Source organism: Botrimarina colliarenosi, assembly GCF_007859955.1.
In the GTDB taxonomy this organism is placed as follows: Bacteria; Planctomycetota; Planctomycetia; order Pirellulales; family Lacipirellulaceae; genus Botrimarina; species Botrimarina colliarenosi.
This window is the reverse complement of sequence record NZ_SJPR01000007.1, coordinates 86,083-105,988: the sequence shown is the minus strand read 5'-3', so window position 1 is coordinate 105,988 and position 19,906 is coordinate 86,083. Positions and strand designations below refer to the sequence as shown.

Sequence of the window (19,906 nt, the reverse complement as noted above, 5' to 3'; positions counted from 1 at the left end):
GATGGACATCAACTCGGCGAGAATTGCCCTGGGTCGGCGATGCCTGGGCGTTACCTAGAGAGGTAGGGCTGTGTCGTTATTCTCGACAACTACTCCTCGAAGCGGATCTCAAGGATCTCAAAGCGGTTCACACCCGCCGGGACTTCGACCTCGATCTTCGCGCCGACCTTCTTGCCGATGAAGCCCTGGGCGAGCGGGCTGGTGACGTTGATCTTTCCCTCGTCGAAGTCCTCCTCGCCGGCGCCGACGAGTGTGAACTCCTCGGTGTCGCCGAAGTCGAGGTCCTTCACCTTGATCGTGGCGCCGAAGACGACTTCGTCCTTCGGCAGCTTGGACGTATCGACGATGTCGGCGCGGTTGAGCTTGTCCTTCAGCAGGTTGATCTTGGCCTGCAGCATCCCCTGCGACTCGCGGGCGCCGTGGTACTCGGCGTTCTCTTTGAGGTCCCCCTCGGCGCGCGCGTCGGCGATCCGCTGGGTGACTTCCGGCATCTTCACGTTCTCGAGGACGTCGAGCTCGGCCCGCAGCTTTTCGTAGCCGACGCGGGTCATGGGCATGATGTCGGACATGGGCAGCGGAGAGGCTTGAGGCTTGAGCGGTGAGGGCCTAGTGAAAAACTCCTAGATGCAGGAGCGTCACTCGACGGATAACAAAAAACAACAGGGCCCCGGGGGCCCTGCTGTTCCGTACTGATTCTGGCGACCGGCGGGGGCGATGTAAAGGCCGACTGGCCGCCGTTTCGCTGCTGATTACGGACCAAAGCGGGGTCGCCCGAGGCTAGCGCCTGCGGCTCAAGGGCTGGTCGCTCCGATTTTCTGAGCCGTCGGCGCTAGCCTCGGGCCGCCCAGACAATCGACCCCAACCCTACTCGGGCAGGTAGAGCAGCACGCCGCACGACTTGCAGAAAACCGGCTTGGAGGCCTTGAGGTCGGACTGCATTTGTAGCGTGGTCGACTGGCCGCAGCCTTCGCAGACGCCGTCTTCGCACGGCGCCAAGCCGTCGGCCCCCTTGGCGGCGACCACCCGTTGGTAGTCCAACTTAAAGTCGCCCGGCAGCGCTTTCTCGGCGACGGCGAGGTCCGCCTCGAGCCGGGCCACTTCGGCCTCGAGCGTCGTGGCGTTGGCGGCGACGTTGGCGGCGACCTTCTTCAGCTCCGCCTGGCCCGCGGCGAGACGCTCTTCGTGGCGGCCCACCTCGGCGGCGGTCTCATCGATCCGTCCCAGGAGCTCGAGGGTTTCGTCTTCGAGGACGCTGGCGGCCATCCGGGCCGCGGCGATCTGCTCCTGGAAGGTCTGGAACTCTTTGTTGCTTTTGGCGGTGTTGAGCTGGTTTTCCCAGTTGGCGATCTTGTCTTCCTGCGCCTTGACGTCGAGCTGCTTGCGGTCGGCTGCCTTACGGGTTTCTTGGGCGTGGTTCTTCGCCGCTTGGAGCGCCGCTTCGAGTTGGGCGACGCTCCCCTTGTGGGCGGCGACCTGCTTGGGACCGCGGTCGAGCCGGCCGCGGAGGTCGGAGAGCTGGCTGTGGAGCCGGTGCAACTCGCGGAGGGCGGCGGCGGAGACGGTAGACGACATTCGGACGAGGTCTCTTTGCGGACGGTCAACTTGCCAACCCGCGTTATGCGGCGGTGGGGGCAGATTCGCAAGGGTCCGCACGCTGGGGCGGCCTCGTTTCGCAACTCCCGGCGCTGACGCTTAGGGCTCCCTCTCGCGGTGCGGGAGCAAAGCCAGATTGGGAGCCCTAAGCGTCAGCGCCGGGAGTCGCGCAACAAAAAAGGCCCGCGACGCCGAGGCGTCGCGGGCCCTGTTCGAGTAATCAACCGCGATCCGCATTAGGCTGCGGCGCGAAGCGTCGGGCCTTGTTCCTCGACGCCTTCGATGTCGAAGCCATCGACTTCCGGCGCCTCGGGGACGAAGCTCGACAGCATCCCGCTGCGGACCGGGTGTTGCAGCTTGGCGACCGCCTTGGCCTCGATCTGGCGGACCCGTTCGCGGGTCACTTTGAAGATCCGGCCCACTTCTTCCAGTGTGTAGCTGTAGCCGTCGGCCAGGCCGTAACGCAGGCGGATGATCTCACGCTCGCGGAAGGTGAGCGTCTTCAGCAGCTCGTCGATCCGCTCCCGCAGCAGGCCGTTGTTGGCCAGCTTCGACGGGTTGTCGGTGCCGTGGTCCTCGACGAAGTCGCCGAAGCTGCAGTCGTCGCCGTCGCCAACGGGGCGGTCGAGGCTCACCGGGTGGCGGCCGATGTCGAGCACGCGCTCGGTCTCTTCGAGCGAGATATCGGCGGCGAGCGAGATCTCTTCGTAGGTCGGCTCGCGGCCCAGTTCTTGCTGGAGACCCTTCGCCGTGTTCCGCAGCTTGGTGAGCACGTCGATCATGTGCACCGGGATGCGGATCGTGCGGGCCTGGTCGGCGATCGCCCGGGTGATCGCTTGGCGGATCCACCAAGTGGCGTAGGTGCTGAACTTGAAGCCGCGGCGGTACTCGTACTTGTCGACCGCTCGCATCAGGCCGGTGTTCCCCTCTTGGATGAGGTCGAGGAACGACAGCCCGCGGTTGCGGTACTTCTTGGCGATCGAAACGACCAGGCGTAGGTTGCCGCTGGAGAGCTCCCGCTTGGTGTTCTCGAACTCGCGGTACTGCTTGGCGACGATCTCGGCGCGACGCCGGAGCGACGCCGGGCTCTCAACCACGCGTTTGGTGAGCTGCAGCAGCTCGGCCTTCACGGAGTTGATCTTGTCTTCCGAGGCGTCGGTCGCCTTCAGCTCGGCCAGCTCACGGCGGACTTCGTCGATCCGGTCGGCAAACCCCTTCAACTCTTGGATGAGGGGGCTGACACGCTTCGTGCGGAGGCTCAGCTCCTCGACCAGCGTGAGCATTTTCTCACGGCGGCGGAGGTAGCGCTGGCGGGCCTCCTGCTTGGCGGCGGCGTCGACGCGGCGATCGACCAGCGTCGCGTAGTCGGCCCGCTGGGCCTGCATCAGCGAGCGGAGCGTCGCCAGGTTGTGCGGCAGACGGGCCGACACCTGCTCCTTAGTGAGCCGCTCGGTGAGCGACACCTTGATGGTCCGGTCGAACGGCAACTCGCCGGCGTGGACCTTCTCGAGCACCTTGACGGTCGCCTCAAGAGCGTAGAACGAGCGGAGCAGGTTGCGGCGGAACCGCTTGCGGGTCAGCTCAATCTTCTTCGCGAGATTGATCTCTTCCTCACGCGTCAGCAGCGGGATCTCCGCCATCTGCGAGAGGTACATCCGAATCGGGTCGCTCGACGAGGTCGGCAGCCCATCGCGGAGCAGCGACGAGCGGTCGCCTTCGCCGTAGACCTGGGCCTCTTCGTAGCGGGGACGCGTGCCGGGGGGGTCGCGGAGATCGACACCGAGGCCCTCGGCGGCCGAGAGCAGGGCGTTGATCTGGTCGGTGCCGTAGGTCTCGTCGGGCAGGTAGTCGTAGACCTGGCCGTAGTAGAGGCAGCCTTGGCGGCGGGCCAGGGCGACGATCTTGCGGAGCGCCGCGTCAACGCCACCGGGGATGCCGGCCGGCGGACCGGTGGGGGTCTCCATCCGCGAGGGACGCCCGTCGGGCGTGAACTCGGCCGCCGGGGCGGGGGCGTCGAGCAGGTCGGTCGCTTCGGCGACCTCGGCCACGACGAGGGTCGCATCCTCGGCGAGCGCCGGGTCAGCGACGTCGTTGGCTTCGGGACCGGTGTAGAGCGAAAGCTGAGGTTGGGTCGTAGCAGCGGACATGGGTCAACACTCCAGGCGCGCGTCATGCGCGTCGATTGAGGTGACAGGGGGGCGGCCTCTCGCTCCACACCGTTGCGGGACGGCGTGACGCGGCGGGCCTCACCTTCGAGACACCCTATCCATCCGTGGACGGGGAACCGGTCTCGGGGCGTTTTCGCGAAGCGAACAAGGCGGCGACCGCCTGGTCCGCGTCGCTGTCGCGGAGCTCTCCTTTGCGTACAGCAGAGATTTGTTGACCGCGGGCGGCGTCCTCGTGGCGCCGATCGCGGCCTTGCAGCAGGTCCGTGAGTCGTTGCAGCGGGTCGCTCTCCGAGCGGCCCACGCTGAGCTCGTCGATCTCGGCCAGCAGCGTTTGCACCGCCGGGTTGGTGATCGACAGCCGGATTCGGTCGTAGGTCGCCTCGCCGGTCTCGGTGGCCTCGCGGATGGCGACAAACAGCTCGCGGGCGGCGGGCACGTTGAAGTCGACCTCGTCGAGGCACTGCGTGAGGCGTTGGGCGATCTCATCGCTGACGAGCGTCAGCTCGAGCGCCTCGCGTTCCCACGCCGACAGGTCGGCGACCCGGACCCGCGTCGGGGCGGCGGATTCGATTGGCTCGTCGTGCGGCGTGACGAGCGGCTTGGCGTCGCCGGCGCGACGGAGGTCGGACAGCCGGGCGCGGAGGCTGTCCTCAGGCAGGTGGAAGTGACGCGAAAGCCGGCCGAGGATCGAGTGATCACGCAGCACTTGCGCGCTGGCGGACTCGCCAAGGATCGGCTGCCGACGGGCGACCGTCGCGAGCAATTGCTCGACGGCGCGCGTCGCGGCGTGCGTGTTGTCTGCTGAGAGGACCATTCCGTCGGTCACGCTTTGCAGTTTGTGTTCAAGGGCGTCCGGGGCCCGGGCGACCAGGTCCGCGAACTTGTCGCCTCCATGCGACGCTACAAAATCACACGGATCGAGTCCGCTAGGCAAGGTCAGAATCCGAAGATCGATCGGACTCGTAATAAATAGCTCTAAAAGCTCGCTAGCACGGCGGCGGCCGGCGTCGTCGCCGTCGAGCACGAGGACCATTCGGTCGGTAAACCGACGCACCAGCTTGAGGTGTCCCTCGCCCATCGCCGTGCCACAGCACGCCACGACGTTCGTGACGCCCGCCTGATGGCACGCGATGACGTCGGTGTAGCCTTCGACGACAATCAACGCGGGGAGCTGTGGCGACGCCTCCTTCGCCAGGTCGAGGGCGTAGAGCGTGTGGCTCTTCGAGTAGATCGGGGTCTCCGACGAGTTGACGTACTTGGCCGGCTTGTAGTCGGCCCGCGCCTCGGCGGCTGCTAGCTGCGGCAACACGCGACCGCCGATGGCGACGGGCCGGCCCCGCACATCGCGGATCGGGAAGAGGACCCGCCCGCGGAACTGGTCGTACCAGCCGTCGCCCGAGCTGCGCTGGGTGATCAGGTTCACGCGATCGAGCACCGCCGGCGAGTAGCCCGCGCCGGGGCCCTGCTTGAACAGCCAGTCCCATGTCGGTGGGGCGAAGCCGATGCGGAATCGCTGGATCGCTTCGGCGGTGATTCCTCGTTCGGCGAGGTAAGCCCGGGCCGGCTCGGCTTGTTGGGCTTCGAGCAGGCAGCGGTGGTAGCGCTCGGTCGCCCACGCCATGGCCGCGAGCAGCGTCTTCTTGTCGCCGGGCGAGCCTGGCTCGGCGCGGGGGCCCTGTTGGGCGGGCGCCAGGTCGATGCCGGCCCGGTCGGCGAGCTGCTCGAGCGCCTCGCGGAAGTCGAGGCCGTCCATCTTCATCAGGAACGAGAAGACGTCACCCCCCAGGTCGCAGACCCAGCACTTGAACGACTGCCGTTCTGGGTTCACCTGAAGGCTGGGCCGCGAATCCTCATGCCACGGGCAGAGGCCGACATAGCCGCGACCCTGCCGGCGCAGCTGCATGTAGTTGCCGACCAAGTCGACAATGTCGGTCGCTTGGCGGACCCGTTCCTTGGCGTCGTCGGCGCCGGAGAAATTCACAGCAGCGATCCTTCGCAGTTAGCAGTTCGTTGGACTCGAAAGATCATTTGTCAGCGAGCCGGAAGCGTCAGCGCCCGGAGTGGTAGCGCATGCCCGGCATCGTGAGCGTGCCCCGCCGCTGCTCCGGGCGCTGACGTTTCCGACTCGCTGTCCCCGTAAACGCGACATCCACTCTACCGCTCAACGTCGGTCCGGCGGCCGACCCGGACGGTCAGCTCTTTGTCGACCGGCGTCCCTCCTTCAACCCGTCGGACGACCACCCGGGCGCTCGAGCCGACCTCGGTCGAGGCGATCTGTTGGCTCAACACGCTGGGGTCGAACGCTTTGTGGTCGTTCCACTGCAGGATGACGTCGTTGTTCTTGAGGCCTGCGTCGGCGGCGGGGGTGTTGCTCCGCAGGTTGTTGACGGCGACCCCTTCTCCGCGGTCGAGGCCGAGCCGCTGACGGATCGCGATCGAGGGAAGCGACGGGTCGATGCCAAGAAAACCCCGCTCGATGAAGCCTTTCTCGCGGATCTGCTCGTAGCTCTCGCGCGCCATCCGGCTGGGGATCGAGAAGCTGACGCCGCGGAAGAACTCACCGGCGATCATCGTGTTCACACCGATCACCTCGCCCGCGAGGTTCACCATCGGGCCGCCCGAGTTGCCGGGGTTGACCGCGGTGTCGCTCTGGAAAAACTCTTGATAGATGTCGTCGGTGACGCCGCTGCTGCGCCGCCTTGCCGTCGCGCTGACGATGCCGAAGGTGATGCTGTTCTCCAGGCCGAAGGGGCTGCCGACCGCCCAGACGAGGTCGCCCATCTGCAATTGGTCGCTGTCGCCCCAGGCGATCGCGGGCAGGTTGCCGCCGTCGATCTTGAGCACCGCCAGATCGGTCCGCTCGTCGCCGCCGACGATCGACGCGTCGGAAGAATCGCCGTTGCTGAAGCGGACGATCAGCCGCTCGGCCGCGTTGATGACGTGGTAGTTGGTGATGACGTAGCCCTCGGCGTCGACGATGAAGCCCGATCCGACGCCTTCGAACCGGGTCCGGCCCCGCGACAGCGACAGCTTGTTGATGCTGACGACGCTCGGGCCGACCTTCTTGGCGATCGACCGCGACGCCTCTTCGAAAGCCTTGAGTTGGGGCGCCAACTCGCCGATTGCCGCCGAGGCGGTCTCGTACTCGGCCTGCATCTGGCCGAGGCGCACCTGGTAGGAGAAGACCCGTGAGAAAAACGGCGCCGCTGCCAAACAGGCAAGCAGGCTGGCGATCACCACCAGCTTGCGGATGCGGTTGGCGAAGGCGTAGGGGTCCGGGTCGCTGAACTGCAGGTTCGGCTTGTCGAACATTTGCCGCGGCGCGTCGGGCAGGGGGGCCGGGACGTCCGCTGCGGCTTCCAGATCGTGCTGCATTCCTCGAAACCTAGCGCCAAAACGTTTCGGACAAGACAGGAGGGGCCCTTCGGGACGCCGCTGCGGACTCTTCTTGCAGTATAGCGACGCCTTGGCCGGGCGGCACGCGTCTCGTCAGGCCGCCCAATCGTTTTAAACGGCCAATTCGGCGCCCCCTTCACGGGCCTCTCCGTGAGCTACGTTTCCAGAACGTGAGGGTTCGCGCCGGAAGTTTTAGCGTCCCGCCACGCCCGCACCAAAAAAAGCTCTGGAGCCGCCGCCGTGTCTGAAGCGACCCTCGAAGAAGATGCCCCGGAAACCGGCACCGCGACGATCGTTGCGCCGGTCGAGTCGGCCGGCCCGACCTGCGAAAAGTGTGGCCTCCCGAGCAAGACGGCCGCCTGCCCACGCTGTGGCTGGTACCCCAGTCTGGGGATCCACGTCGAGATCGACGAGGCCTTCGAAACGGCGATGAACAACCTGCCGGCCGAGTCCGGCGAGGAAGCCACGGCGCCGAAGAAGGCGGAGTGGGAAAAGCACCTCGAGGTCTGGAGCGGGCTGATCCCCGCCTGGGCCTGGATGATGATCGCCACGACGCTCGCCTGCATCGGCGCCGGTGTTGCCGTCCGAGTGGCGACCCTCGGCAACCCCACGCTACAGATGTGGTGTGGCGTCGGTGGACTGGTTGGCGGGATCGCGTTGATGTTCGTCACGCATGTCGTGGCGTTCGTGCTCTGCTCGTTCGATGACGCCGACTTTGGTGTCGCCGACATCATCATCAAACCGCTGAAGACCTGGAAACAGATCGCCAGCGCGCTGCCCAAGCGGGTCTGGCTCGCCAATAGCGGCAATCTCGGCGTCTCGGCCGCCCTGTCGGCGGCGCTGATCGTCGGAGGCGTCCCCTACGAGCGGCTGCTCGACTGGGGCTTCAAAGCGCCGCCGAAGCAGAACCTCGTTGGCGCCATCGCCAAGGCGGCCGCCAGCGCGCCCGACAACGGGAATGACAGCCTCGAAGGCGCCGTTGGTGACTTTGCTGGCGACGCGGGCGTCGATTCCCTCGCAGGCGTCGACCCCAAGCCGGTCGCCGAGCCGGCCCGCGAGCGGTTGGAGTGCCTGATCATCGGCTACCAAATCGACAGGGATGGCCGGATCGACAACTTCTTGCTCGCCACCGACGTCGGGGGCAAACTCAGCTACGTCGGCAAGGTCGCGCCCCGGCTCGATATCGACGAAGAACGCGAGCTCTTCAAGAAGTTTGAGAAGAACACTTCGACCCGGCCTTTCGTGAAGACCACCGATTCGGGCGTCTGGCTGCGGCCACGCTTTACGTGTCGCGTGACGTACACCGAGTGGCCCAAGGGCCGCCGACCGAAGAACGTCGAGTGGGACCAGCTGCTGGACGAAGTAAAGCTCCCTTGGTGATTGGCGGCTACGGCAGGTGACGCGGAACGCCGCGGACGCGTAAGCTGGCCCTATGGCACGCCGTCGCTCCGCCGCCGATTCAAGCCAAGCCGGGCAGCGGGCGTCGCGCTTCCCCGATCCCCGGCTCGCCGACCCGGACGGGTTGGTGGCGGTCGGGGGGCGGCTCGAGCCGGATTGGCTCCTCGACGCCTACCGACACGGGATCTTTCCCTGGCCGACCGGCGAGGACGATCCGCTGTTGTGGTGGTCGCCCGACCCTCGCGCGCTGATGCCGCTCGATGGCTTCTACCGGTCGGCGCGACTCCGGCGCCGGATGCGGAGCGGCCGGTTTACCGTCACGTTTGACGAGGACTTCGCCGGCGTTATGCGCGCCTGCGGGACCGCCCCCGGCCGTGAAGACGGCACCTGGATCACTCGGGCGATGCTCAAGGCGTACACGCAATTGCATCGACAAGGCCACGCCCACAGCGTCGAGGTTTGGCTTGGCGAAGGGGAGACACGCCGCCTCGTGGGGGGCGTCTACGGCGTCGCGATCGGCGGGCTCTTCGCCGCCGAGTCGATGTTCCACTACGAGACCGACGCCTCGAAGGTCGCGCTGGCGACGCTGGTTGATCGTCTCAACGAACGCGGCTACGTCCTGCTCGACATCCAGCAGTGGACCGCCCACACGGGGAGCCTCGGCGCGGTGGAGGTGTCGCGCGACGACTACCTGGCGCGGGTGACGGTCGCGGTTGACTTGCCGGTAACGTGGTGCGTCTAGCGAGGAGGGGGCCGTTTGGTGGCGCCCTCCGGGGGCTGACGCCCACCGGCTCGCTTTTTAGCCCGGGGGCCAGACGAGCGCGCGGCCGCCCAGCACATGGAAGTGGAGGTGGTCGATCGATTGGCCGCCGTCGGCGCCGTTGTTGACCACGACGCGGTAGCCCTTGGTTAATCCCTCGGCGGCGGCGACCTGCTGGCAGACCAGCATCAGGTGGCCCGCCAGCTCGGCGTCGGCGGCGGTGAGGGCGTCGATCGACTCGACCGGATCCTTTGGAACGACGAGGAAGTGTGTCGGCGCCTGCGGCGAGACGTCTCGAAATGCGAGGCAGCGATCGTCCTCAAAGAGGATCTCGGCCGGGATTTCGCGGGCGGCGATTTTTGTAAACAGCGTTTCGCGCGGCATAGCAATCTCCGCAAGTGGACATCGACGAGGGTCGGAGGGGCGAGCCGGAAGCGTAAGCGCCCGGAGTGAACCCACGCAACCGCCACGGAAAAGAAAAAGGGCGCCGCCGAAGTCTCGGCGACGCCCTTCCAGAAGGTCCGTTATCGCGTGCGCTCAGATCGTCTTCGAAGAGGGCGCCGCGACGTACGGGTTGATGATCATCAGCGGACCTACCGCTTCGACTTGCACGCCTTCGCTGGGACGACTCTCGCCGTGGCTGATCGTGCGATTGCGGATCGTCTTGGCGCCGCGGGCGGCGGGGGCGTTCTCGCCCGTCGAGCTCGGCACGTACGGGTTCACGATCTCAAGCGGCTGCGCGCAAGGCGACGCGACTTCGGGCGTCCGGGTGTCGGGCGTGTAGGCGAACGGGCTGTGGCCGTAGGTGCGGGGGACCGGCGTGCTGTAGTACACAGGCGGGTGGGCCGCGAAGTACGGCACCCGGCGGTCGGTCGGGTAGTCGAGCGAGCGGTACAGGTCACCGATGCCGACCCCGGCGCCGGTCCACCAGTAGGCGTTCGCGCTGGACGACGTAAACAGGCCGCAAGAGGCGAGGGCGGCGATCAGGAGGGGGTAACGCATGGCGGGACGTCTCGTAAGCTGTGAGGAGAAAGCCTGTTAGCTCACTCCACGCTAATTGCGGCGCCGGCGGTCACCAAATGTTTCCTTCCGACGGGCCGCTTAAGCCGGATGTTCCGGTTACGACCTCCTGAATCCCCCCCGCTGGTGGGTCTGGGCCCCGTGATCGCGGGTCCGACCGCCCCGATGACCGACGCCGAACTCACCCGCCGCCTCAAAACGCTCGCCGCCGAGATCGGTTTCTCGATGGCGGGCGTAACGCCGGCCGTCACGCCCCCGGGGATCGCCCGTTTCGACGACTGGCTCGCCGCCGGCTACGCGGGCGACATGCGCTACTTGGCCGACCGGCGCGACGACTACGAGCACCCGGCACGGTTACTCGACGGCGCGCGGAGCGTGGTGGTGCTTGCTCTCGACTACCGCACGAAGGAGCCTGCGCCGCCGGCGCCGGGGCAGGGGCGCGTCTCGCGCTACGCCTGGGGCGACCGCGACTACCACGACGTGATCCGCCCCCGGCTACATCGCCTCGCCGACGCGCTGCGGGAGTGGCGTCCCGGGGCGGTGACACGGGGCTTGGTCGATACGGCGCCCTTCCTAGAACGCGACTTCGCGGTGCTCGCGGGGCTCGGCTGGGTCGGCAAGAACACGCTCGTCCTCAACCGCGACCGGGGGAGCTATTTCTTTCTGGCCGTGCTGCTGACGGACGCGACGCTCGCCTACGACGAGCCGGCCGGCGTCGATCATTGCGGCACCTGTACCGCGTGCCTTGACGCCTGCCCAACGGACGCCTTCGCCGCGCCGGGCGTCCTCGACGCCACCCGCTGCATTAGCTATCTCAACATCGAGCAGCGTGGGATGCCGGCGGCCGACCTGCGCGAGGGGATCGGCTCGTGGCTGCTCGGCTGCGACGTCTGCCAGGATGTCTGCCCCTGGAACCACCACGCCGCGAAGCAATCCGGCAGCGCGGCTGGGTCAGATTTCGCCCCTCGGGAGGGGATGAACCCGATTGAGCTGGCGCCCCTCTTCGAGTTGTCGGACGAGGCGTTCCGCGAGCGTTTCCGTAAAACGCCGCTGTGGCGGCCAAAGCGTCGTGGTTTGCTCCGCAACGCCGCGTTGGTGCTGGGGGCGACCCGGGCGGCCGGCGCCGAGGAGGCGCTTGCGCGGGGGATGATCGACGAGGAGCCGCTCGTTCGCGAGGCGTCCGCCTGGGCGTTGGGCCAGATCGCCAGCGTCGCGGCGATTAAGCTGTTGACGGCCCGTCGGGAGACCGAGAACGACCCCCTCGTGCAGGCAGAGATCGAAACGGCCCTCCAAGGCCTTTCGGCTTGACGGCTGCGCGCCGCCCCAAACAATCGCTGGTATGCCCAACGCCCCCACTCCGCTGAAGCCGCTCCGATTTGGCGACCTTGAGATCGGCTTCCCGGTCGTCCAGGCCGCCCTGTCGGGCTACAGCGACTCGCCGATGCGGACGCTCGCCCGTCGGCACGGGGCGTCGTACGCGCTGTGCGAGGTGATGCTCGATAAGTTCCTCGTGAACATCAAGCTCCGCAACAAGACGCGGCACCTGCTGCACATCTCGCCCGAGGAGCACCCCGTCGGCGGGCAGCTGATGGGCGCCGACCCCGAGGACTTCGGCCCCGCCGCCAGACGCCTCTCCGACGCCGGCTTCGATGTCATCGATATCAACTTCGGCTGCCCGGTGAAGAAGGTGCTCGGCCGCTGCCGTGGCGGCTTTCACCTCAGCCAGCCCGATGTGGCTCTCGAAATCGTCCAGCGAGTCCGCGACGCCGTGCCGGCCGACAAACCGGTGACGGTCAAGATGCGCCGCGGCGTCGACGACACCGCTGAGAGCCGCGACAAGTTTTTTACGATCTTCGACCGGGCGTTTGAGATCGGCATCGCCGGCGTGACGGTCCATGGCCGTACCGTGTCACAGAAGTACGTCGGCCCGTCACGGTGGGAGTTCTTGCGAGAGCTTAAGCAACACGCCGGCGACCGCGTCGTCCTGGGGAGCGGCGACCTGTTCGACGCCCAGTCGTGCCTCGACATGATCGCCTACACGGGCGTCGATGGCGTGACGGTCGCCCGTGGCGCGATCGGCAACCCGTGGATCTTTCAGCAGGTCGCCGAACTGGCCGCCGGTCGGCCGCTGCCCGATCCGCCGTCGCTGCACGAGCAGCGCGAGGTGATCGCCGAGCATTACCGGCTCGCCGAGCAGCTCTACGGCGACGAACGCTGTGTCCCCGGGATGCGGAAGTTCGCGATCAAGTACGCCCAGCTCCACCCCGAGCACCTCGCGGTGCGGGCCGACTTCGTTTCGGTCAAACGGGCCGGCGAATGGCGGAGCCTGCTCGACCGCTGGTACGCCGACGACTTGCCCGGTGTCCACCCCGCGGTCGACGAGCCGAACCCACTGGCGACTCCGACGCCCGCTCTCGTGGCGACCTAACGACTCCAGCGGACGCCCGGCGTGACGCCGAGCAGCTTGCTCGCTTCGCCAATCGCCTCTTCGCCGTCGAGTGTCTGCCGGGTGCGCTCGCGGGTCAGCCGGTGGGGTTCCGACTCGGCGACCACCCGCAGCCGCCCCGTCAGCGGATAACGCTCGGCAAGCCCGCTGGCGATCGCCGCGACGATCCGGTTCTGCGGATAGATCGGCGCGCCGGTGGCGGCGAGCGCCCAGTCATCGACCCGGACGCGGCGCCACGGCCCCTCGCTAGGCGCGTTGTTAACGTCGTCATCGATATAGGACTGCAACGACTCAGGGAGTCGATCGGCGGCGGCGCTATGAACGTAGAGCGTCGCCCGTTCACCCCCTGGAGCATAGAGTGCCCACCCCGGCCACTGATCCCAGAGACCCAGCGGCGTTTGTAGCGGCGCGACCACCGCCAAGCCCAAGGCGACAATCGCCGCCAGCCGCGGCCTGTCGGCGGAGTCCTCCCATAGGGGACGCCGCAAGCCGAAAAGCACTAGGGTTTGCAGGGCGAAGCCAGCGTTCCAAAAGAGCACCCCGAGGCTGTGGTCCAACGCCCACGGCCCCAGCACACCGATCGTCGCCGCGTGCATCACCGCCGCGGCGACGCCTGCCGGCAATTGGAGGTGCTTCCAACGCAGCGAGGCGGCGAGCAACACCGCGACCCCAAGCTCACCGATCGGCAACAGCAGGGCGAGTCGTGGCGGTAGGCCGACCACGCCCAGCATCTGCGGGCCGAGCGTTGCCGCGAACTCGGCGTCGAGCTTCGCGAAGGCCGAGAAGGCATAGACGGCGACCGTCACCAGCCGTAACCAGCGGTACGCCGTCGCCGTCGAGGTCCCCGCCAGAATCGCCCCGGCGAGCGCCGCGTGGTAGGCCCAAGGTTGCCAACGCAACTGGTCGAACGCCATGAGCGCGACGAGCGCCGCTGTCGCGACGCCGACGCTTCGTCGCCAATCGGCCGGTCGGGCGATCGCCCGCACCACGCAACCGCTCATAACGCCGAGCAGCAGGAAGTCGGGTCGCAGAGGGACCGCCGCCAAGAACTCGAAGGGGGCGATCTGAGGCGTCGCTCGATACGGTGTCCACAGGCGCCAGGTCGCCGCGATCGCTGCCGCTAACGTCACGCCCCATGCCGAGAGGAGAAGCAGAGGTCGGTCGGAAACGGCGCGTGGCGTCGGCATGGCGTCAGCTTAATTGGTCCCACGGGGATTATCGCCAGCCTGCCATCCCTGAGCGGCACGGCGCTAGCCGCCGGTTGCCCCGCTCGGTGATTCACCGGCGGCTAGCGCCGTGCCGCTCACGGGTTGCGGACCGGCCGCTACCGCCACCACCGCGGCAGGTAACCACGCAGACGCTCGCTGACCGATGGCGCCGGCTCTTCGGAGGGCTCGCTGGGGGCTGGCTTCGTCCCGGGCGCCGCCTCCTGGGCGATGGTTGACTTGGCGTCCCGTGCCGGGAAGTTATCGATCAAGAACCGGGCCCAGTAACTCTCGAGCAATTCGCGGCACGCCTCGAGGCGGCCTTCGTCGAGCAGCGTCTGGGACGTTTGCAACAGCCGCACGATGGCGAACCGCTCGGTCCGCAAGTCGATGCCGCCGTAGCCGTCCAGCGGCAGGACGAGGTCCTCCGGCCGCAGGTCGTCGAGGTGAATCACGCCGTCCCCGACGAGCGTGAAGCGGAGGCGGAGGTCGCCCGTCCGGCGGACCGGGAGGTCGTCGATCGGGAAGACGATCGGCGGCAGCCATCCGTCGGCGCTGTCGCTAGGACGCGACAACTGTTCGGCGCCGAGCGTCGCGCGGCTGCGGTAAGCGCCGTCGATTTGTTCGATATCAATCCGCAACTCGCTGCCGTCGGCGAGCGATCCCGGCAACACCCGCAGCCCGAGCACAAGTTGCCCGGTGTCGGGAGCAGGGAACGGATCGCTGGTCAGCGTGGCGGGACGGTTCTCGGCGGCGGTGAGCAAGACCGAAGCGGCGCCATCAACCGCCGTCGTGGTGTCGACGCGTACCCCTTCGCCCGGACGCCAACCCACGAGGGCCGTTTCGGCGGCGGTGTCGGCGACTTCGAACGACGGATTGATCAAACGGTCATACGCGCGGCGGCGGGTCGTGTCGCGGCCCTGGAGTTCGGCGAGCGCTTCGGCCAGCTCGCGCAGCGCGTCGGTCTGGGGGTCGATACGGACTCCTTCGACGCGGACGCCGCTGGCGGAGAACCGCCACGCGACCGTTTCTTGTGGCCCCAGTTGCAGGTCGAGGACGTGCCGCCCGGCGTCGAACCACTGCCCCGCGGCGGCAGCGCCATCGGCAGCCGGCGCCGGGTCGATTGGCAAGCCGCGCAGCCGCTGCGGCGTCTGCAGGGTGACACGGGCCCGCCGAGGCCAGGCGGTTTGATTGACGACAAGCACCAGTGATTCGCTGTCGAGATCGGTGGCGTTGGCGGTGATGTCCCGGGCCGTGTCAGATTCCGCCGCGTCGGCGATCGGCTCGGTCGGCATGGGAAGCATCGTGAAGAGACGGCGACGCCGGCTCGCTTCTTCATCAATCCAGCCGCTCGCAGCGAGGCCGTCGACCAACGCCGTCGCGACCCCTTCCTGCGTGGAACCCGCGAGCAACGTCGACTCGGCAAGGGGATCGGCGCTGACGGCCGGCAGCAAGACGTCGCCGCCTCCCGACGCGTTGCGAAGCCGCTTGCCGGACTGGATCAGTTGGATCGGCTGGCGATCGGCTCGCAACGACCGGACCGATGTCGCGGCTTGAGGGCTGGCGCTCGGCGGCAACGAGCGGCGGAGCGCCGCGAGCGTCAGCGGCGTCGTCGCCAGATCACCGGAGCGGTGTCCCCAGGCCGCGCCGTAGGGCGCCGCCACGATCGCCGGATCCGAGTCCTGTGACAGGGCTGCGAGTCCGAGTGACCGCAGCACCTCGGCCCCGGCGCCACTGGCGGCGCCAAGTCGAGGGTTGAAGGCGCGCGCTAAGTCAGCACGGCGTGTTAGGTCGGCCGGCAAGAGGGTGAGCTGCGTAGGACGTCCCAGCCGCGTCGTCACCACCCTGGCCAACTCCTCGTAGGCGTTGACCAGCGATCGCGCGTCGGCGTCGGGTGGCGTCTCGGCAGGGTCACGGAGGCTCCACCCGTCGGGCGTCGCCCGAATCGCCACCCCGGCGAGCACGCCGGGGTCGCCCACCGCGTCGAGGACCTCCTCGACCGCCAGGCGCCGCGCCACCACGGCCGCTTCGCCGCCGGCTCGGTACGAGCCCGAACGCCGATCGATCGCAGCGGTTGGGGCGTCGAAGCGGAGGACGGGAGTGATCTGCAGGCCCCGCCGCCGGAACTCTTTCGCGATCAGCTTGAGCAGCTCTCGGCGGGGCGTGTCGGAGACGCCATCGGACCACATCCCCAGGTCGTAGCGGGGCGAGGCCCACAGCCGGCTGTCGTAAAGGGCGCCGCCCGATTGATTGACAGGGATCGCCGCCGCGTTGGCGCCGGCCGCCTCGACGCGGTCCGCCAAGGCGCTCGCCGTCTCCCAGTAGGTAACCAAGTCGGGGTGCTCGAAGGCGCCCAGTTCCGATCGCACGTGGCTGGCGCCAACGGCATGCGGTAAGTCGGCGTCAATCCAATCGAGCGCAACGACTCGCTCCGCCGCGGCGCCGGGCGTGGCGACGCCCTGGGACTTCAGCAATCGAACCCGTCCAAATCGGGCCGGGCGCGTCTCACTCGGGTTGCACAGCACCAGCAAGGGTGAGTTCGTCCGCGGCCGGACCAGCAGCCGCGGGAAAGGGCGTTCGCCGTCACGGTTCCAGCGTGGCGTGAGGTGCGTCACGACGCTGCTAACGGGGCGGAGGTCCCCCAACGCGTCGGGTTCCAGAACGGCGATTGTCACAGCGTCGCCCGGTTCGCCGAGCGTCTCGACCTCGATGGCGTACGTCGCGCCGGGTTGATCGACCGAGAGCGGGTACGCGCGCCAGTGGACGCGGCCGTCGCCGGGGCTCGGCTCGATTTCGATGGCGCCGTCGCGGGGCGTGTCAGCGCCGTCCTGGCTGCTCCGGGGCTCCGAAGCGAACCACGGCAGACGCCGCCAACGCATCCGTTCGGGGAGCCGGTCGGCCCAGCCATGCGAACGGGGATCGAACGCAAACGCCTCCTGCCAGTCGCCGGGCGTGGGCGGGCGCCGTTTGGCGTCGAAGACCGCTAGCTGCACCGACCGCTGGGCGAGGGGCTGTTCCGCCGTATGCAGCAGCTGAGAGCCGGGGAGGAAACGGGAGCGGAACGAGGCCGGTTTGGTCGCCGTCAGCGTTAGCCGGTACACGCCCTCCTCGTTGGGCAGCGGCGCCTCGAAGGCGACGTGCGCGACGCCGTTGGCGTCGGTATCGACCCGCTGTGGCTCACTCCGCCAAACCTCGGCGCCCGTTCGGCCGCGGGCCAGCGTAGCGACGAGCTCTACCGTCTCACCCGCCGCGACGCCTGCGGGGTCGGCGAAGGCGCCAAAGCTGAAAGACTCGCCCGGCACGAACAGGAACGAGTCGCGCGGGGACTCGATCCGGACCCGGTCGGCCTGCGGCCGCGTGACCGTTATTGCGGCGCCTTGCTCACCGATGGCGACCGTGAGGGGGGCGGTCGCCGTAGCGTCCCGTGCCGAGTCGAGTGGCACCGACGCGACCGCGTCGCCCAACTGCAGCGTCAGCGATTCTCCGGGCGCCGATCGAACCGTTACGTCGAAGGCTTCGCGAGAGGTCGCGGTCTGATGCCGGAGCAAGACGCGGCCCTCGTCGAGCGACGACCCCGCCGCGCCGGCCGGGCTGAGGCTCAGCGGGCGCAGCCGCTCGAGCGTTCCGGCCGTCACCGACAGTTCGCCGTTCAGGGGGGTCGGTGTCGGCGAGTCGATGGTGACGCGCAGCCGCGTCACAAGGGGTCCGTCGCCAAACGCCACCCCCACGCCAAACGCGGCGAGGATCAGGCAGGCAAGGACGAACGACGCCTCCCCCGGGACGCATCGGCGGCGTCCGGCGAGCGACGCGACAGGGCTGTCCGTATCGGAGACGGACCGCATCGGACTTCCTTGTCCCAGCGGTAATCGGATGGATAGACGGGCGCCAGCATCGAATCCTTCGATCGGGCGTCGCGGGGAGTCTAGTCGCCGTCGCCGGGCGCCGCCACGGCGGATTCTCTCGAAGCGGCATGCCCCGCCGAGAGGCTTGCTAGCAGTTCGTCGACCACCTCTCGCCGCAACGACGCGATGTTGTTCTGTTCCCAGCGATCGTCGGGCTTGACGTACAATTCAACGGCGTCAGGCATGCCTGCCGGCGCCCGGAGCAGCCAGTCAGCGGTCACGATCGCGAAGGCCTCGGAAGACTCCATCCGCACAACGCCGTCGCTAGCGTCGGCGCCTGCTAGCACTTGAAGCATCGCGGCTTCGATCGACTGCGGCGTCGCAGCGCGATCGAACCGCGAGTCGGGGTCGGCGCCACGGACGAAGAGCGGCGTGTGCTGCTGCTCGCTATAGAGCCGCTGGTCGACGCCGCCGAGACGGCCATGCTCGCCCAACGGGAAGCCGCGGAGCCCGAGCACGGCGAGGCGGTAGTCTTCGCCCTCGAACAAGCCGTCGATGAGGTCGAGCAGCCCGCCCAGGCAGGCGTCGAGCAGCATGACCTGAGCCGCGTAGCGGCACGATGCGGCGAAGCGCTCGTCGTCGTCTTCCGTGAGGGAGTCGGGCGGCGTGATCGTCGGCTCGATCTCCGGATCGTCCTCGTCGAGGAGCGGCGCCATCAGAGCGGGCGGCGCGTCCCACGGTCCGTAGAGCCCGCGCGTGTGGATCCAAATAAGCCCGGGGCTGTCCGCGACTGTGGCGATCAACGCCTCGGCGAACTCGCCCCAAGTCGCCGCCATGGTCGCCTCTTCGATTGACGCGGCGTGCGCGGTTGGCGCCGCCGGGTGGATCGGCACGACGTGACCAAAGGCTCCGCGCGCCGACTCGGTGACGCCGGGGTCGTCGGTCAGCAGGGTCGCTGCGCGGCCTTTCAGGACGGGGGCGAGGCGGGCGTAGAAATCGCTCGCCTGGGGCGTCGTGGCGTGGATATTGTCGTAGGTCCGCCCCTCCGCCGCCAGCGTGTCGAACGCCGGCGTCTCGTAACCGGTCTGACCGTACGCGCCGAGCGCCGCGGCGCGGAGGCCGTCGATGGCGAGGACAATCGTGGGGACCGCGTCGTCTTGCATCACCGGAGTCTAGCGGATCGCGCAGCCACCGATTAGCCAGCGCCGCCGATCAGCCGGCGCTGCGGCGGAACTCGCCCCAGACCAGTTGCGGAAAGACCCAGGCGTCGCGGGCGTAGCGGGCGGCGAGTCGGCGGGGCTCCGACGCGAGGCGGTGGAGCCACTCCAGCCCGTTGCGCTGCATCCACGCCGGCGAACGCTTCTTCTCGCCAGCGAGGAAGTCGATCGTCGCCCCGACGCAGAGGGCCACGCGGGCGGGGATCCGGTCGTGGAACCGGGCGACCCACAGCTCTTGCTTCGGGGCGCCAAGGCCGATCAGCACGACGTCGGGCGCCGCGTCGGCGATCCGCTGCAAGATCCGCTCGTTCTCGGCGTCGTCCTTCTCGAAACCCAGCGGCGGGCAGTACGTGCCAACGGTGTCGACACCCGGCCACTGCTGGCCGATGCGGAAGGCGGCCCGATCGGCGACCCCCGGACCGGCCCCGAGCAGGAACACCCGCATCCGACGCTCGCCCGACAGCGAGGCGGCGCTCGCCGCGGCGATCAACCCCGGCGCGAGGTCGCTGCCGGCGACCCGTTCGGGCAGCCGCTTGCCGAGCAGCCGCGAGACCGCAACCAGCGGCGCGCCGTCCGCCACCACCATCGCCGCGTTGCGGTAGGCGTTACGGAGCCGGCCGTCATGCTGGAACATCACGGCGTGGTCGACATTCGGCGTAACAACGTAGCGACACGGCCCGGTGGCGGCGTCGTCGAGCGCCCAACCGAGCACGCGATCGGTCGCCTGCTGGAGGTTGAGCCGGTCGATCGTCATGCCAAAGAGCTGGACCTGATCGGTCGGAGAGGCGTCGGACATGGTCGGTGAGACGGGTTGAGAAGAGATTAGGTCGAGAAAAAAGAATTTGAGAAGAGTGGGGGCGG

15 protein-coding genes are annotated in these 19,906 nt (G+C 68.2%); 4 read left to right on the top strand and 11 right to left on the bottom strand.

Annotated features, from left to right (window positions below; genetic code table 11):
• Nucleotides 1–89: 89 nt before the first annotated feature.
• The 5 genes from greA to Pla108_RS18650 form a co-directional block, all read right to left on the bottom strand.
• The gene (greA, locus tag Pla108_RS18670; RefSeq protein ID WP_146446496.1) at nt 90–569 is read right to left on the bottom strand and encodes a transcription elongation factor GreA; all 480 of its coding nucleotides are present in this window, start codon (nt 567–569) and stop codon (nt 90–92) included.
• Nucleotides 570–864: 295 nt separating this feature from the next.
• The gene (locus Pla108_RS18665) at nt 865–1,572 is read right to left on the bottom strand and encodes a zinc ribbon domain-containing protein (protein WP_146446495.1); all 708 of its coding nucleotides are present in this window, start codon (nt 1,570–1,572) and stop codon (nt 865–867) included.
• A 257-nt stretch (nt 1,573–1,829) separates the two neighbouring features.
• A complete protein-coding gene (locus Pla108_RS18660) occupies nt 1,830–3,557 on the bottom strand; it encodes a sigma-70 family RNA polymerase sigma factor (RefSeq protein WP_146446535.1) in 1,728 nt (575 codons plus the stop codon).
• Between the two features lie 298 nt (nt 3,558–3,855).
• On the bottom strand, nt 3,856–5,742 hold the full coding sequence (gene dnaG, locus Pla108_RS18655; RefSeq protein ID WP_197526695.1) for a DNA primase: 1,887 nt from the start codon (nt 5,740–5,742) through the stop codon (nt 3,856–3,858).
• A 173-nt stretch (nt 5,743–5,915) separates the two neighbouring features.
• Nucleotides 5,916–7,136 (bottom strand): S1C family serine protease, encoded by a 1,221-nt coding sequence (locus Pla108_RS18650; RefSeq protein WP_146446493.1) that lies wholly within the window; start codon nt 7,134–7,136, stop codon nt 5,916–5,918.
• A 261-nt stretch (nt 7,137–7,397) separates the two neighbouring features.
• On the opposite strand from Pla108_RS18650, the gene Pla108_RS18645 reads away from it, so the two are divergent.
• Complete coding sequence (locus Pla108_RS18645) at nt 7,398–8,537, top strand: ATP dependent DNA ligase (protein ID WP_146446492.1); 1,140 nt, start codon at nt 7,398–7,400, stop codon at nt 8,535–8,537.
• Between the two features lie 52 nt (nt 8,538–8,589).
• Complete coding sequence (aat, locus tag Pla108_RS18640; protein WP_146446491.1) at nt 8,590–9,297, top strand: leucyl/phenylalanyl-tRNA--protein transferase; 708 nt, start codon at nt 8,590–8,592, stop codon at nt 9,295–9,297.
• Nucleotides 9,298–9,354: 57 nt separating this feature from the next.
• Here the strand turns inward: aat and Pla108_RS18635 are convergent, their stop codons facing one another.
• Nucleotides 9,355–9,699, bottom strand: coding sequence for a histidine triad nucleotide-binding protein (locus Pla108_RS18635; RefSeq protein WP_146446490.1), 345 nt, complete (start codon nt 9,697–9,699; stop codon nt 9,355–9,357).
• A 153-nt stretch (nt 9,700–9,852) separates the two neighbouring features.
• The gene (locus tag Pla108_RS18630) at nt 9,853–10,317 is read right to left on the bottom strand and encodes a hypothetical protein (RefSeq protein ID WP_146446489.1); all 465 of its coding nucleotides are present in this window, start codon (nt 10,315–10,317) and stop codon (nt 9,853–9,855) included.
• A gap of 183 nt (nt 10,318–10,500) precedes the next feature.
• Between Pla108_RS18630 and queG the strand changes: the two genes are divergently transcribed.
• Together queG and Pla108_RS18620 are read left to right on the top strand one after the other, a co-directional pair.
• Nucleotides 10,501–11,643, top strand: coding sequence for a tRNA epoxyqueuosine(34) reductase QueG (gene queG / locus Pla108_RS18625; protein WP_146446488.1), 1,143 nt, complete (start codon nt 10,501–10,503; stop codon nt 11,641–11,643).
• Nucleotides 11,644–11,674: 31 nt separating this feature from the next.
• Nucleotides 11,675–12,763 (top strand): tRNA dihydrouridine synthase, encoded by a 1,089-nt coding sequence (locus Pla108_RS18620; protein WP_146446487.1) that lies wholly within the window; start codon nt 11,675–11,677, stop codon nt 12,761–12,763.
• Here the strand turns inward: Pla108_RS18620 and Pla108_RS18615 are convergent.
• From Pla108_RS18615 to Pla108_RS18600, 4 genes are all read right to left on the bottom strand, one after another.
• Entirely contained in the window at nt 12,760–13,968 is a 1,209-nt protein-coding gene (locus tag Pla108_RS18615) for a hypothetical protein (protein WP_146446486.1), read from the bottom strand. The two genes, Pla108_RS18620 and Pla108_RS18615, sit on opposite strands and share 4 nt — an antisense overlap.
• Nucleotides 13,969–14,105: 137 nt before the next feature.
• On the bottom strand, nt 14,106–17,828 hold the full coding sequence (locus tag Pla108_RS18610; RefSeq protein WP_146446485.1) for a hypothetical protein: 3,723 nt from the start codon (nt 17,826–17,828) through the stop codon (nt 14,106–14,108).
• Nucleotides 17,829–17,908: 80 nt separating this feature from the next.
• On the bottom strand, nt 17,909–18,991 hold the full coding sequence (locus Pla108_RS18605; protein ID WP_146446484.1) for a hypothetical protein: 1,083 nt from the start codon (nt 18,989–18,991) through the stop codon (nt 17,909–17,911).
• Nucleotides 18,992–19,040: 49 nt separating this feature from the next.
• Nucleotides 19,041–19,841 carry a WecB/TagA/CpsF family glycosyltransferase gene (locus Pla108_RS18600; protein ID WP_146446483.1) on the bottom strand — a complete coding sequence of 267 codons (801 nt, stop codon included), beginning with the start codon at nt 19,839–19,841 and terminating at the stop codon, nt 19,041–19,043.
• Nucleotides 19,842–19,906 lie beyond the last annotated feature (65 nt).